General features: G+C 63.9%; 12 protein-coding genes and 1 other annotated feature. Of the genes, 8 read left to right on the top strand and 4 right to left on the bottom strand.

All coding sequences use genetic code 11. The features are described 5' to 3' along the window. Window positions 1-21: 21 nt before the first annotated feature. The 3 genes from AC1DSJ_RS27020 to AC1DSJ_RS27010 all read right to left on the bottom strand — a co-directional run bounded on the left by AC1DSJ_RS27020 (window position 22) and on the right by AC1DSJ_RS27010 (window position 4,153). The gene (locus tag AC1DSJ_RS27020) at window positions 22-1,398 is read right to left on the bottom strand and encodes a DUF1254 domain-containing protein (protein ID WP_441372165.1); all 1,377 of its coding nucleotides are present in this window, start codon (window positions 1,396-1,398) and stop codon (window positions 22-24) included. 332 nt (window positions 1,399-1,730) lie between these two features. After that, window positions 1,731-3,311, bottom strand: a complete 1,581-nt coding sequence (locus AC1DSJ_RS27015) for a TerC family protein (RefSeq protein ID WP_175168935.1) — start codon at window positions 3,309-3,311, stop codon at window positions 1,731-1,733. 383 nt (window positions 3,312-3,694) lie between these two features. Further along, a complete protein-coding gene (locus AC1DSJ_RS27010) occupies window positions 3,695-4,153 on the bottom strand; it encodes a hypothetical protein (RefSeq protein WP_054422158.1) in 459 nt (152 codons plus the stop codon). Window positions 4,154-4,269: 116 nt separating this feature from the next. Between AC1DSJ_RS27010 and AC1DSJ_RS27005 the strand changes: the two genes are divergently transcribed. Both AC1DSJ_RS27005 and AC1DSJ_RS27000 read left to right on the top strand, forming a co-directional pair. Beyond that, window positions 4,270-5,076, top strand: coding sequence for a gluconate 2-dehydrogenase subunit 3 family protein (locus AC1DSJ_RS27005; protein WP_441372164.1), 807 nt, complete (start codon window positions 4,270-4,272; stop codon window positions 5,074-5,076). Then, window positions 5,069-6,835 (top strand): GMC family oxidoreductase, encoded by a 1,767-nt coding sequence (locus AC1DSJ_RS27000; protein WP_476760420.1) that lies wholly within the window; start codon window positions 5,069-5,071, stop codon window positions 6,833-6,835. The genes AC1DSJ_RS27005 and AC1DSJ_RS27000 overlap by 8 nt, the downstream gene beginning before the upstream one ends. 45 nt (window positions 6,836-6,880) lie before the next feature. Here AC1DSJ_RS27000 and AC1DSJ_RS26995 read toward each other — a convergent pair whose 3' ends face one another. Next, a complete protein-coding gene (locus tag AC1DSJ_RS26995; protein WP_441372163.1) occupies window positions 6,881-7,129 on the bottom strand; it encodes a hypothetical protein in 249 nt (82 codons plus the stop codon). 56 nt (window positions 7,130-7,185) lie between these two features. On the opposite strand from AC1DSJ_RS26995, the gene AC1DSJ_RS26990 reads away from it, so the two are divergent. From AC1DSJ_RS26990 to AC1DSJ_RS26965, 6 genes are all read left to right on the top strand, one after another. Next, window positions 7,186-7,830 carry a c-type cytochrome gene (locus AC1DSJ_RS26990; RefSeq protein WP_245636281.1) on the top strand — a complete coding sequence of 215 codons (645 nt, stop codon included), beginning with the start codon at window positions 7,186-7,188 and terminating at the stop codon, window positions 7,828-7,830. 373 nt (window positions 7,831-8,203) lie between these two features. Continuing rightward, window positions 8,204-8,524 carry a hypothetical protein gene (locus AC1DSJ_RS26985; RefSeq protein ID WP_054422154.1) on the top strand — a complete coding sequence of 107 codons (321 nt, stop codon included), beginning with the start codon at window positions 8,204-8,206 and terminating at the stop codon, window positions 8,522-8,524. A 265-nt stretch (window positions 8,525-8,789) separates the two neighbouring features. Next, window positions 8,790-9,503, top strand: a complete 714-nt coding sequence (locus tag AC1DSJ_RS26980) for an MgtC/SapB family protein (RefSeq protein ID WP_441372162.1) — start codon at window positions 8,790-8,792, stop codon at window positions 9,501-9,503. 48 nt (window positions 9,504-9,551) lie between these two features. Then, window positions 9,552-9,956 (top strand): DUF2946 family protein, encoded by a 405-nt coding sequence (locus tag AC1DSJ_RS26975; RefSeq protein WP_342065443.1) that lies wholly within the window; start codon window positions 9,552-9,554, stop codon window positions 9,954-9,956. A gap of 48 nt (window positions 9,957-10,004) precedes the next feature. After that, a complete protein-coding gene (locus AC1DSJ_RS26970; protein ID WP_441372161.1) occupies window positions 10,005-12,152 on the top strand; it encodes a TonB-dependent receptor in 2,148 nt (715 codons plus the stop codon). A 105-nt stretch (window positions 12,153-12,257) separates the two neighbouring features. Beyond that, window positions 12,258-12,310 (top strand) — a sequence feature (sul1 is cis-regulatory element that is thought to sense ions involved in sulfur or methionine metabolism; They are found in Alphaproteobacteria). A 33-nt stretch (window positions 12,311-12,343) separates the two neighbouring features. Then, window positions 12,344-13,810 carry a SulP family inorganic anion transporter gene (locus AC1DSJ_RS26965; RefSeq protein WP_054422151.1) on the top strand — a complete coding sequence of 489 codons (1,467 nt, stop codon included), beginning with the start codon at window positions 12,344-12,346 and terminating at the stop codon, window positions 13,808-13,810. Window positions 13,811-13,894: the final 84 nt, after the last annotated feature.

Raw genomic sequence — 13,894 nt, 5'->3', positions numbered from 1 at the left:
TGCTTCCCCTTCCCCTACGCATCAAGGCGCCAGCTCGGCCTTGGGCAATTTCCATGTGCCATCCAGGACAGCGGGTTTCGGGCCGTAAAAGCGGGCCACGATATTGAATCGGCCTTCCGGCGCGGGAAGCCAATTTGATTCCTTGTCCTTGTCGGGGTTGGCGTGCTGCACATACAGCGTCAAGGAACCATCCTTGCCGCGTTTCAAACCGCGCGTACGGTCACCAATCGCGTAGCGATTGATCGGGTTCGCCACCAGATGGCGGCCCGGCAAGTCGTACATCGTCATGGACCAAAAGAACTGCACGGGCGGCAATTGGCCCGGTTCGAACCGGATCACGTACGACTTGGAACCGTCCAGCGGTTGCCCTTGCGCGTCTTCTTCGTATCCCAGATAGACGGCCTCTTCCGACGAATTGCCATAGATGCCCATCGCCGCGGCCACCGCCCGCTTGGTGTAGTCACCCGCCAGCGTCTCGCGCGATCCAAACAAGCCGATGGACGACCGCGTCTGTTTTTCCGCCTGCAGCAAGGCGGCCTTGCCGTCTGCAACACCCTCCTCGATCGCCTGGCGCGTGACCGGGTCCAGCTTGGACGCATCAAACGGTTTGCCCGGTGCGATGCCGATCTGGGCAAAGCGCCGCATCATGTCCTGCTCGGAAGCGGGTTGCGGCTGCGTGAACGCCAGCAACTGATTCAGATAGGCAATGAAGTCGACCGATGTCGCGCGCTGTTCGTCCCAAGGCAGCCAGTCCACATCAGGTGCAGCGGGCGGCGCGGGTTGGTGCGCAAAGACATTCAGCGGGCGCAGTTGGTACTTGGCTTGCAAGGCCTGCACGGCCTTCTCGTCGGACGGGCCGTTCAGGCTGGTGCGGCCCAGGATGGCGACGAAATCCGTCTCCGAACGCAGCACCTTCGTAATACCTTTGGGCGTATCCCCCTTCCAATGCGGCCCGGCGATCAGGTAATTGCCTGCACCAAAACCGGTCGCGCGCACCCCCGCATAGGCGAAGTTGTAGGTGTACATATCCACCATCTGGAAGACGTTGTAGCGGTCTTTCGGCGTGGCGGGCAGGCTCAACACCCAAGGCTGCGCGCGCAGATCGAGCCAGGCCCAGGAGTACGGCGTGTCGTTGTTGGGGGTGACAATCTCCCGATTTTCCGGCGTGTACGGCTGGGAGTAATGACGGAATTTTCCGAAAACGCCTACGTACTCCTTGCCGCCGGGCTGGATGGCCTGCACGGACATCGTCTTGTAGTTGTAGAGCATCGGGTAGGCATACAGGTATGCCTCTTTGGCCGCGCTGCGCAACGCTTCATCCTGGATGGGCGCGGGTTTGCTGGCGCACGCCGCCAGCGTGGCCAGCGCCGCGGCCGCCAGCAAGCTGCGCAAGGTCATCACCCAGCACAACCCAGTTCCTCTTCTGCCTAACTCCCTTGCCTGAGACCTCGTACTGCCCATGCGATGCTCTCCAAACCAGAGATAACAAAATGCAAAGACACGCCGTCGAACTAGGAATCTTCTTTTAATTGTTAATAAAGAAAATGAGAAGAGTTAAATCTGAAGCAATATTCGCACAGAGTGTTGCTTTCCCCAAGGGATGAGTCAAGGCGGATATTCCCGCCCGATCCGCTATAGAAAACGGCCCGATTGCCCATTTTGACGTTGCAAAAAAACAGCGGAGGCACCTATTGAGGTGGCTCCGCTGTGGGCGTTATAGAAGAAAATAATCAGCGCATGGGGGCATTTTCCTGCGACACCGAACGCGCATGCACCTGGTCAATGCGCAAGCCATCGCGGCGCGTGACTTCAAAGCCCCAGTCCCGCAGGGCGATGGTGTCACCCGCCTCGGGAATGCGGCCCACGGCACGCAGCAGGCAACCGGCCAGCGTGGCGTCCTCTGGATAGTCTTCGGCCAGCGCCGGGGTATTCAACAGCCGCGCGGCCTCACCTACCGACAAACGCCCTTCCAGCAACCAGGAACCGTCAGACAACTGCAAGGCTTCGGGCTGGTCTTCGCTGTGTTCGGGCAGTTCGCCCGCCACCGCGGTCAGCACGTCCATCGGCGTGACCAGGCCTTCGCAGACGCCATGCTCGTCCACCACAATCAGCATGTGGTCGCGGGAAGCGCGCAGTTCTTCCAGCACCCTTAGCACCGGCGTCGTCTCCAGCACATAGCGCGGTTCGCGAGCCATTTCCACCAGGTCAATCGGGCCGGGGTTCTGCAAGAGCGGCAGCAAGTCCTTGAAATGCAATATGCCCAGCACGTTCGACACGTCTCCCGCGCAGAGCGGCAAGCGCGAATGGCCGCTGGAGAATTTGCGCACGATGACGTCAGGCGTATCGGCCACATCCAACCAGACCATGTCCCCGCGCGGCACCATGATGGAGCGCACGTCGTGCGTGCCGACGGACAGCACGCGTTCGATCATGGAGCTTTCCTCGGGCGCAAACGCAGGTTCGTCGCCCGCGCTGTCCACCAGCGCGACCACCTCGTCGGCTTGCTGGCCCGCCTGGCCGGCGCGCCCCGCGTGCAACAGGCGCAACACGGCCCGCGCCGTGCGCTGGCGGCGTCCCAGCGCGTGCGTGCCTTTGGCGCGATTACGACGGGCTAGCTGGTTGCACAGCTCGATCAAGATCGAGAAGCCAATGGCCGCATACAGATAGCCCTTGGGCACGTGGAAGCCCAGGCCCTCGGCAACCAGGCTGAAACCGATCATCAGCAACAAGCCCAGGCACAAGATCACCACAGTCGGGTGGCGGCCCACAAACGCCATCAGCGGACGGCTCGCCACCATCATGACGGCCATCGCCACCACGACCGCAATCATCATGATGCTCAGGTCTTGCACCATGCCGACCGCGGTGATGACGGAGTCCAGCGAGAACACGGCGTCCAGCACCACGATCTGCAAGATCACCTGCCAGAACACGGCGTGCTGCGGCTTTTGGCCAGCGTCGTGGCTGGCGCTGCCTTCCACGCGTTCGTGCAGTTCCATCGTGCCCTTGAACAGCAGGAACAAGCCGCCCAGGATCAGGATCAGATCTCGTCCGGAAATTTCCGCGCCCCACACGGTGAACAGCGGCGCGGTCAGCGTCACCACCCACGCAATACTGGCCAGCAGGCCCAGACGCATCACCAGCGCCAGCGTCAGGCCGATCAGGCGTGCGCGATTGCGCTGTTCAGGCGGCAGCTTGTCGGCCAGGATGGCGATGAACACCAGGTTGTCGATGCCCAGAACAATTTCAAGAATGACCAGCGTCGCCAGGCCAAGCCAGGCGGTGGGGTCGTTCATCCAGTCGAAAATCATCGTTAGTCCGCAGTAGTCGCAGGTTCGGGGCGCGCACACACAGCGGCTCCGCCTTGCTGAAAGGTGAGTATGAGGTCAAGCGGGGAGATGCGGGCGAGGATGCCCGGTGGCGCTTGCGGCGGTGCGCGGCACGCTAATTGAGGCGTGGCTGCGACGACGCGGGCCGGATCGGCGCGCCGGGCGGAGCCGGCGGCGTATGCAAAGCGGAAGGTGGTCGGGCGCCTGGGCGCCCTGCTAGGAGGAGGGTCTTCGGTCATAGTGGGCGGCAATCGCAGGCCTGCCAGGGGCAGCCGTCACGCGAAATTACCGCCGTGCTCTCGTTCTTACAGGATGCTGAATATTACCTGAATCCGAATTCCTTGCACGGGCGGCGCAACCCCACCCTAGCGCGGATCGGCAGAACCCCCTGACCCCGACGATGCGCCCGAACCCGGCATGCCGGCGTTATCCGGGGCGCCCGTTTTACCGCCAGGCGTGGTCGATTTTCCATCCGGCATGGGCGCCTTGCCTGCGTCGGGCACACTGCGTTTGTCGCCCGGTTTGCCCTGCCCCTGGCTGCGGGTGTCTGCGCCCGGGTCATCCTGCCTGGGGCTGGAACCGGCCTTGTTCTGCGCATCCGATTCTTCCGTCGATGGCATTTTCTTCCCGTCATCCATCCGCGCGCCGGGGACGGGCTTGCCAATGGCGTTCGCGGGCGCAGTCTTTTCGTCTGCGGTAGGCATTGGCATGGTGGGCGGTGCGGCTTGCGCAACCAGCGTTGCCTCGCGCGACTGCGCGCTGGCGGCGTGCCAAGGCAACACCGCCAGTAATGTGGATAGCAGTAGCAGTTTGTGGCTTTTCATTGTTGTCTCCCAGACGTAAATAGTGACAAACTAAGCGCCGACGGATTAGCGAAGTGATGCGGTATCTCTTTCGACAAGGGGCAAGTTTCGTGCCTGCCCCGATGCTGGAGTGATGCATGGACGAGCAAGCCCCGGACAATGAATCCCCGATCAGCCCTGCGCCGGCCGATCAGCCCTTGGCAGGACGGCGCGGACTTCTCAAAGCGCTGGCGGTGGGTGTACCCGGCGCCGCATGGGCCGTGACAGCACGCGGCGCTCCAGGCGAGTCCCCACCCGCAACAGGGCATGGCGCGAGCCCGCCAGCCGCCTCCCCCACCAACCGCACCTACAAATTCTTCAATGCCCAGGAAGCGCTGGCGATGGACGCCATTGCTGCCCGGCTGATCCCCGCCGACGACTTGGGCCCGGGCGCGAAAGAGGCCGGCGTCACCAACTTCCTGGATGGCCAACTGGCCGGCGCCTGGGGCGCGGGCAGCCAGTTTTACCGGCAGGGTCCGTTTGAAAAAGGCACGCCGGAACAGGGCTATCAGTTGTCGTTCACGCCCGCCGAGATGATCCGGCGCGGGCTGGCCGCCCTGGACGCCGCCACGCGCAAGCAAGACGGCAAACCCTTTGCAGAACTCGATGAAGCCAGGCAAGACGCCTGGCTTCATGACTTGCAGGCCGGCAAACCGGATTTTTCGCCGCTGCCGTCCGATATCTTTTTCCAGGCCTTGCTGGACGCCACCATCGAAGGCTTCTTCTCGGACCCGCTCTATGGCGGCAACGCCGACATGGTCGGCTGGAAGCTGGTGGGATTTCCCGGCGCGTTCGCCTCGTTCTCAAACGACATCGAACGGCATGGCGTCATCTGGGCCGGCAAACCGGTGTCCATCGCCAATGCCGTCAGCCACAACATGAAGCCGGGAGACGGACATGGCTAAGACCTTACCCGCGGTGGACGTGGCGATCATCGGCGGCGGGTGGACCGGGTCCATCATCGGCAAGGAGCTGGCGGCGGCCAAGCAGCGCGTGGTGGTGCTGGAACGCGGGCAGGCGCGTTGGCCGTCCCCTGACTTCCAAGGCCCGAACGTGCACGATGAGTTGAAGTACACGCGCCGGCACGAGCTGCACCAGGACGCCGCCACCGAGACCTTCACGTTTCGCAATTCCACCGACCAAAAGGCGCTGCCCATGCGCCGTTGGCAATTCGCGTATCCCGGCACGCATCTGGGCGGCGCGGGCAATCACTGGTCGGGCGCGTATTACCGCTTCGACCCTACCGACTTCCGCATTCGCAGCCACTACACCGAACGCTACGGTGCGAAGATCTTCGACAAGGAACTGACCTGTCAGGACTGGCCGTTGACCTATGACGAGCTTGAGCCCTACTTCGACCGCTACGATTACCTGATCGGCGCGTCTGGCCAAGCGGGCAACATCAAGGGCCAGAAGCAGGAAGGCGGCAACCCGTTCGAGCCCTGGCGTTCGCGGCCCTACCCCAACCCGCCCATGAAAGTGCCTTACGCGCCCGCGCTCTTCGGCGAGGCCGCCAAGAAGCTGGGTTATCACCCCTATGTGCAGCCGTCAGCGCTCTGTACCCGGCCTTACGTGAACACCGAAGGCCTGCACATGAGCGCCTGTGTGTATTGCGGCTTCTGTTCAAACTTCGGCTGCGAGCACTTCGCCAAGGCCTCGCCGCAGGTGTGCATCCTGCCGGTAGCGATGAAGATGGAGAACTTTGAAATACGCACCGGCGCGCATGTGCTGCGCGTGGAGCTCACGCCGGACAAGAAGCGTGCGCGTGGCGTGACCTATGTGGATGCCGCAGGCGAAGAGGTCTTTCAGCCCGCCGAGATCGTGGTGCTCTGCGCCTTTGGTATCAACAACGTGCGCTTGCTGCTGCTGTCGGGCATCGGCAAGCCCTATGACCCCGTGACGGACACCGGCGTCGTCGGCCRCAACTACACGCACCAGACGACGTCCGGCGTGAACCTGTTCTTTGATGAGTCCGTCAACATCAACCCCTTCATGGGCGCGGGCGCCGTGGCCGTCACCATGGACGATTTCAGCGCCGACAACTTCGACCACGGGCCGCACGGGTTCGTGGGCGGCGGCTATCTGCAAATCCAGGTCGTGAGCGGCGCGCCGATTGGTTATCACCCCACCCCCAAAGGCACGCCCACCTGGGGCGCCGACTGGAAGAAGGCGGTCAAGCGTTACTACAACCACTCGGCCTCCATCACCATCACCGGCTCCGCCCAGCCCTGGCGCGGCGGCTACTTGAGCCTGGACCCGACCTACAAGGATGCATGGGGCCTGCCGCTGCTGCGCGTCACCTATGACTTTCCGGACAACGACATCCGCATGTCGGCGTTCCTGACCGACAAGGGCGATGAAATCGGGCGCGCCATGAAGGGCATTGCGCGCACCGAACCCGGGCCGCGCAAGAAACCGTTCTCGGCGACCGCGTATCAGTCGACTCACCTGACCGGCGGCGCGGCCATGGGCGACAACCCCGAGACCAGCGTCGTCAACCGCTACGGGCAAAGCTGGGACGTGCCCAACGTGTTCGTGACGGGCGCGGCGCTGTTTCCGCAGAACTCGGGCTACAACCCGACAGGCACCGTGGGCGCCACCGCCTACTGGATCGTCGAAAAAATCAAGGCGGACTACCTGCGTTCGCCGGGGCGGCTGGTGTAATCATGATCGAACATCGCAAAGGCATTACCATCGCCGTCCTGCTGATCATGGCGCCGCCTGCGGTGACGCTGATTGCCACCGCCCACCAGATGATCGGCACAGGCGGCGACGGCTTGATCCGCGCAGCCGCGGTAACGGCTGCCGCAACGCCCGCGACGGCGCCAGCACAGGCTCCGGCATCGGCACCTGCTTCGGGATCAGCTTCGGGATCAGCTTCGGCTTCAGCGCCGGCACCAGCATCGGCATCAGCATCAGCATCGTCATCAGCGCCCGCACAAGCATCGGCGCCAGCACCGGCCACCTCCCCTGCGCCAGCTCCCGCCACCGCGGCACTCAAACCGCCCACGCCTGTGCCGGGACGCAGCGCGCTGGACTTCAGCGCGTCCCGCCCGGCCTGGGAAGGATTTCTGCGCGGCGCTGATCCGGAAGCGGGCAAGCAGCTGGCCGCCAACGGCAAACCCGGCGCTGGCGTGCAAGCCTGTATCGCCTGCCATGGCCCGGCGGGCATCACGCCCACCGGCGGCATCTTCCCGAATCTGGCGGGCTTAAGCAGCGAGTACCTGGCCAAGCAATTGGCCGACTTCCGCAGCGGCACGCGCGTCCAACCCTTGATGAACACCATCGCGCGCGGGCTCACCGAACAGGAAATTGGCCAGGTCGCGGCCTATTACGGCACGTTGGCCGGCCCGCCGATGCATGTGGGCGAATTCGGCGGCGAAGCGGCCCGCAAGCTGGACGTGCAAGGCGATGGCAGCCGTGCGCTACCCGCATGCGCCAACTGCCACGGCCTGCGTGGCCTGGGCGAAGGCCCCTTGTTGCCGCGCCTGGCGGGGCAATCAAAGGAATACTTCACGGACCAGATGAACGCCTTTCGCAATGGCTCGCGCCAGAATGACGACGTGGGCGTCATGCGTGCGTTTTCGCAGCGCCTGACCGACAGCGAAATCGAAGCGCTGGCGCTGTACTACGCCGGCCCGCCTCCGCAGCCGAAGTAACGGAAAGGGTCAGGCGCAGAAAGGTCAGGCGGGCCGGATACGAAGCTCCGCCTGACCCTTCACAAACCACTGAAATTTTCCCTGGTATTTACCCTAGGTGCGCGTTAAACTCCGGGCACTTTCAACCACTTAGAGATCACTGTGGACAACGACGGATGTAGTCGAACACCGACTGCTAGCGCCGCTTGACGCAGGATTCGCGGAAACCCTCTTTCCGCTAAGTCCTGCGAACAGCCAGGACTTGGGCTCTTTGCCCCTCTCCCCCCAAAAGCTTACCGACGCGATATGCGGGCCTTGTTGCGCGCGCATTCTGCCGGTCAGGCGGCGCATGCCTGTGGACCTTCCACCGTACTCCCCCCTCAAGGAGACGAACATGCGCATCAAGCAATTCATCAAAGCGCCGGCCGCAACGCCGGTCTATCAATTCACCATCGTCAGCCTCAGCGCCGTGCTGCCCGCACTGCGCAAGCAGTTGTACTTCGAGCTGCAAGCGCTGGACCTTCCGGTGCTGACCGTGCGCGTCTCGCGCGGCGAATCCGACCAATTGGCCTCAACGGTTGTCACCCTGCGCTGCCCGCCGCACCTGCGCAAGCTGCTCAATGCCGTTGCGCTGCGCCTGGGCCAAAGCCCCGACGTGCGCCGCGTGCAGTGGGAAAGCGACGCCGGGGCTTCGATTGCCGTGCTGCCGGCCTGAGCACCACATTCTGCAAGGAGACTGTCATGAAAGACCCGTACAAGGTCTTGCTGCTGGCGCGCGTGCTTGCACTGGTGCTGATCTGGCTGATTGGGCTGGGGCTGGTCATGGAATCGATCTGGCGGCTGCCGTAGGAATGCCCGAACCACGAAGGGCCGAACTAAGAAGGGCTGAACTAAGAAGGGCTGAACCACGAAGGGCCGAACTAAGAACGCCCGACTAAGAACGCCCGACTAAGGAGGCCTGAACAAAGCAGGACACAACAATGAAAAACTTCGACAACATCCAATACCTGACGCTGGCCAATACCTTGGTCAGCCTGACGACCGCTTTCGTGCTGGGGGCCATCGTTGGCTTCGAACGCCAGTTCCGTCAACGCACGGCCGGGCTGCGCACCAATGTGCTGGTGTCGGTGGGCGCGGCCATCTTCGTCGACCTGGCCTTCCGGGTGGCGGGCGATGACGGTGGCGCCCGCGTGATTTCCTACGTGGTCTCTGGCGTGGGATTTCTGGGCGCGGGCGCCATCATGCGCGAAGGCGGCAGCATACGCGGCCTGAACACCGCGGCAACGTTGTGGGGCTCGGCCGCTATCGGCGCGTGCGCCGGGGCTTCCTTGATGCTGGAAGCCGTGGCCGCCACCGCGTTCGTGCTGGCCGCCAACACCTTGCTGCGCCCCGTGGTCAGCTATGTGAACCGCCAGCCGCTGGATTCGCAGACGTCGGAAGTCACCAACGTGATTCATGTGATTGCCAACGTCGAACACCGGCAGGCGGCGATGACCATGCTGGAAGACGTGCTCGAAGCCGAGCAACTGCCGCTGTCGGAATTGAAGATCGATCAGTTCGGCGAGAACGAAGTAGAGATTGAAGCCGCGCTCAGCGAGGCCTCGGTTGACGAGCTGGATCTGGACCGCGTCACCGCCAGCATTGCCGCATCGCCCGCGGTGCGCACGGCGTTCTGGGCCGCGCGCACGGTCTAGCGCAAGGGGCGACGCGCCTGCCGAAACGCTCTAGAATGGGCGCCGATCATGCGCAGCCCTTTTCCTTTCCTGCATCGCGGCAACGCCGGCCTATGGCTGGTGTTGATGCTGTTCGCGTTAAAGGCGATTGTGCCGCAGGGCTTCATGCCCGCCACCCATCAAGGCGGCACGCTGATCCAGCTATGTTCGGCAGCCGGCCCGATCTGGGTGCAAGGCCCGTCCAAACAAGACAACGCGCCTGACGAGCGCCACGCAGCACAGGCCGCCACCTGCCCCATGGGCATGGCGCTCACCGCCATAGCCCTGCCGTCTTCACCCGTTTTGCGGGTAGCGGCGGCCGCCATCATGGCGCATCCCTTGGCGGCACGTGCGCCGCCCGCGCCTGTCCAGGTGTCGCTCATTGGGGCGCCGCTGGGCGCGCGCGCCCCGCCCCTGCCCTCGGTATTGCGCTAATTCCGTTGCCGCCTGCGCGCGGCCTGTCATCGCTTACCGAGAGCACTCATGTCTTTTCATCCCGCCGGGGCGCATTGCGTCCTGAAGCGGCGCGTGGCCGTCTGGACGGCACTCGCCTCTGTTTTTTCCACGTCATCAGTCCTGCATGCCCAAACGGCGCCCGTCGCCACCCTGCCCGCCATTTCTGTGTCGGGCGACACGCCATCGCCGACCTTGCTCGCGCCATCGGCCACCGGCACCTTGTTGGGCCTGACGCCATTCGAGACGCCCGCCAGCATCGAGATCATCAGCAACGAACAGTTGCGTGCGCGCGGCGCCACCACCGTCACCGACGCCATCACCCAGGCCGCCGGCATCACCGCCATGCGCCACCCGGGTAACGGCGGCTCGTCATTGTCATCGCGCGGGTTTACGGATTCCAATTCGGTCGCCCAGTTGTATGACGGCGTGCGCCAGTACGGCGGCGTCGGCCAAACGTTCATGTATGACCCCTGGGCCGTGGACAGCATCGAAGTGCTGCGCGGCCCCGCCTCCGTGCTGTATGGCGAAGGCGCCATCGGCGGCGTCGTGAACGTGATTCCAAAAAAGCCCACGCGCGGCCCCATCGAAAACGAATTCATGACGGCCGTGGGCACGCACGATACCCAGCGCTTCGGCTTTGGCAGCGGCGGCGCGCTGGACGACAAGTGGTCATACCGGCTGGACGTCAGCGGCAACCACACCGATTCCGGCATCAGCCTGGGCGATTCACGCGACGCCGCCATCACCGCCGCGGTGCGCCTGGACGTGTCGCCCGAGCTGAATTTCACGCTGACGCAGGCCTACGCGTGGCAGGAGCCCACCCGCTACTTCGGCACCCCGCTGGCCGATGGCACCCTGGATTACGGGCTGGCCAAGCACAATTACAACGTCGCCGACAGCAAGATCATCTATCGCGACAGCCGCACCGAGCTGAAGGCGGAATGGTCGCCCAACCCCGCGACCCTTGTCAGAAGCCGCATCTACGCCATCGGCAGCAAGCGCGATTACCGCGACGCCGAAAACTACGCATGGGTGCCGGGCGGCATGATTGAGCGCAGTGGCTACACCGAAATCCGCCACGACCAGGAACAGGTGGGCACCGTCACCGACGCCGCCTTTGACGGGCATCTGTTCGGCCTGGCCAACAAGGTGGCGGTGGGGTTCGAACTGAACCGCGCCTCGCTCAAGCACACCAACAACTCGCCCTATTCCGGCACGTCGCTGGTGGACCCGTATGACGTCGACCATGGCCGCTTCATCAACATCGCCGGCACCACGCCGCGGTACCGCAACACGGCCAGCCAGTACGCGTTCTTTGCCGAAGACCGCTTGATGCTGAACTCGCGCTGGTCGGTGCTGGCCGGGTTGCGCTATGACCATATCGACCTGAAGCGCCGCGATCTCGTTGCCGACGAAACCGCCTTTCGTACCACCTACAGCAACGTGGGCTGGCGCGTAGGGACGGTGTACGACGTGCTGCCCACGGTGTCGGTCTACGCGCAATACGCCCAGGCCGCCGACCCCATCGGCAGCCTGCTGCTGCTGTCGCCCGCCAATAAGAACTACGAGCTCTCGCAAGGCAAGCAGTTGGAGATCGGCGTCAAGCAGACCTTCTGGGACAACAAGGGCCAATGGACCTTGGCCGCCTATCACATCAAGAAGAACAACCTGGTCACGCGTGACCCCAACGACCCGGCGCTGCGCATCCAGATCGGTGAGCAATCGTCGCGCGGGGTGGAGGCCACGCTGGGTGTGGAACTGACTCCGGCCTGGCGCTTGGACTTGAACGCCGTGGCGCTGCGCGCCCGCTATGACGACTTCAACGAATCGGTGGGCGGCGTGTCGGTCTCGCGCAATGGCAATGTGCCGACCGATGTGCCGGAGCGCGTGGCCAATGCCTGGCTCAGCTGGAAGTTCGCGCCGCAATGGACGGCCAGCGCGGGCGTGCGTTACGTGGGCAAGCGCTATGCGGACGCGGCCAACCGCTTGGAAATGGCGGGCTACACCACCACCAACCTGGCGCTGCAATGGGAACCCCGCCGCGACCTGAGCCTGGCGCTGCGCGCCTTCAATGTGTTTGACCGCCAGTACGCGGAAACCGCTTACTACAACCAGACGCAATGGCTGGTGGGTGAAGGCCGGCGCGTGGAGCTCAGCGCGAATTACCGCTTCTAAGACCCGCCAGCACCCCGCCTAAGGCCCTCTCCCGCCCGTACGACGGGGTGTACAATTCCGCCCGCCGCCTCTGCAACGGAGGTGGCGGACCGACATCGCGGTCCTCGTGGACCCGGCATGCCGGGTGGCTCGGCCGGGCGCCTATCCCTCGGACAACTCCAAGCGATCTCGGACGCATTCCGAGCCCACACATGTCTTTTTTCTTGCAGCTTCGCAGCCGCTGGATGTCCAATCCGCGTGGCGACATCCTGGCGGGCATTCTTGTCGCGCTTGCCCTCATTCCTGAAGCCATCGGCTTTTCGATCATCGCTGGCGTCGACCCCAGCGTCGGGCTGTACGCCTCGTTTTCCATTGCGTTGATCATCGCCTTCACGGGCGGCCGCCCGGGCATGATCTCGGCGGCGACGGCCGCGGTCGCCGTGCTGGTTGCGCCGCTGGTGCGCGAGCACGGCATCGGCTACCTGTTCGCCGCCACCGTCCTGATGGGCGTCGTGCAGATCGCGGCCGGTTTCTTGCGGCTGGACTTGCTGATGCAATACGTGTCGCGCTCCGTCGTGACGGGCTTCGTCAACGCGCTGGCCATTTTGATCTTCATGGCGCAATTGCCCCAACTGACCGGCGTGACGTGGGTCGCCTACGCCATGGTTGCGGGCGCGCTGGCCATCATCTACCTGCTGCCGCGCGTCACCACGGCGGTGCCGTCGCCGCTGGTGGCCATCATCGCCATGACCGCGGTGTCGATCTATGGCGGGCTGGACGTCAACACGGTGGGCGACATGGGCGCACTGCCGTCGGCCCTGCCCTCGTTCATGATTCCCGACGTGCCGTTCACGCTGGACACGCTGCGCATCATCTTGCCGTACTCGGTGACGATGGCCGCCGTGGGCCTGCTGGAATCCATGATGACGGCGCAAATCGTCGATGACATGACCGATACCCACAGCGACAAACGCCGTGAATGCAAGGGCCAGGGCATCGCCAATATCGTCACGGGCTTTCTGGGCGGCATGGGCGGTTGCGCCATGATCGGGCAGTCGGTCATCAATGTGCGTTCGGGCGGACGCACCCGCTTGTCCACCTTGGTCGCCGGCACGTTTCTGCTGTTCCTGATTGTGGTGCTGGGGCCGCTTGTGGCCCGCATTCCGATGCCGGCGCTGGTGGCGGTGATGATCATGGTGTCGATTGGCACGTTCAACTGGCGCTCGTTCCGCAACCTGCGCTCGCATCCGTGGCAGTCGTCGGTGGTGATGCTGGCGACCGTGCTGGTGGTGCTCTGGACGCACGACCTTGCCCGGGGCGTGTTCACAGGCGTGGTCCTGAGCGGTTTGTTCTTTGCCGGCAAGGTGAAGCGCATGCTGAACGTCACGTCGCACCTGTCGGCAGACGGCGCCACGCGCACGTATCGCTACGCGGGGCAGATCTTTTTTGCATCGGCCAGCCGCTTTGCGGCCGCCATCGATTTCCACGAGCCGGTCAAGACGGTGGTGATTGATCTGTCGGCCGCCCACTTCTGGGACATTTCGGCCGTGGACGCGTTGGAGAAGACTGTGGCCAAACTGCGCCGCGCCGGCCGGGCCGTGGACGTCATCGGGCTGAATGAAGCCAGCGCGACGCTCGTGGGCAAGCATGGCGCGCCGGCAGCACCGGGCGCGCATTGAGGTGGCTTTGAGTCTGTGGCTTTGAGTCTGTGGCTTTTGAGTCTTGGGCTTTGAGTCTGCGTCTTTGAGTCTGCGGCTTGCAGT

The sequence above is a fragment of the Achromobacter sp. 01N37 genome (assembly GCF_056399725.1).
The sequence above is the reverse complement of the archived record's forward strand: the minus strand, read 5'-3'. Positions and strand labels throughout refer to the sequence as shown.

What these genes read in the sequence shown, in the direction of transcription:
- AC1DSJ_RS26980 (WP_441372162.1), top strand. Translation starts at nt 8,790, where the DNA reads ATGAAAAACTTCGACAACATCCAATACCTGACGCTGGCCAATACCTTG.
- AC1DSJ_RS27010 (WP_054422158.1), bottom strand. Translation starts at nt 4,153, where the DNA reads ATGAAAAGCCACAAACTGCTACTGCTATCCACATTACTGGCGGTGTTG.
- AC1DSJ_RS27015 (WP_175168935.1), bottom strand. Translation starts at nt 3,311, where the DNA reads ATGATTTTCGACTGGATGAACGACCCCACCGCCTGGCTTGGCCTGGCG.
- AC1DSJ_RS26970 (WP_441372161.1), top strand. Translation starts at nt 10,005, where the DNA reads ATGTCTTTTCATCCCGCCGGGGCGCATTGCGTCCTGAAGCGGCGCGTG.
- AC1DSJ_RS26985 (WP_054422154.1), top strand. Translation starts at nt 8,204, where the DNA reads ATGCGCATCAAGCAATTCATCAAAGCGCCGGCCGCAACGCCGGTCTAT.
- AC1DSJ_RS27005 (WP_441372164.1), top strand. Translation starts at nt 4,270, where the DNA reads ATGGACGAGCAAGCCCCGGACAATGAATCCCCGATCAGCCCTGCGCCG.
- AC1DSJ_RS27020 (WP_441372165.1), bottom strand. Translation starts at nt 1,398, where the DNA reads ATGACCTTGCGCAGCTTGCTGGCGGCCGCGGCGCTGGCCACGCTGGCG.
- AC1DSJ_RS26975 (WP_342065443.1), top strand. Translation starts at nt 9,552, where the DNA reads ATGCGCAGCCCTTTTCCTTTCCTGCATCGCGGCAACGCCGGCCTATGG.
- AC1DSJ_RS26965 (WP_054422151.1), top strand. Translation starts at nt 12,344, where the DNA reads ATGTCTTTTTTCTTGCAGCTTCGCAGCCGCTGGATGTCCAATCCGCGT.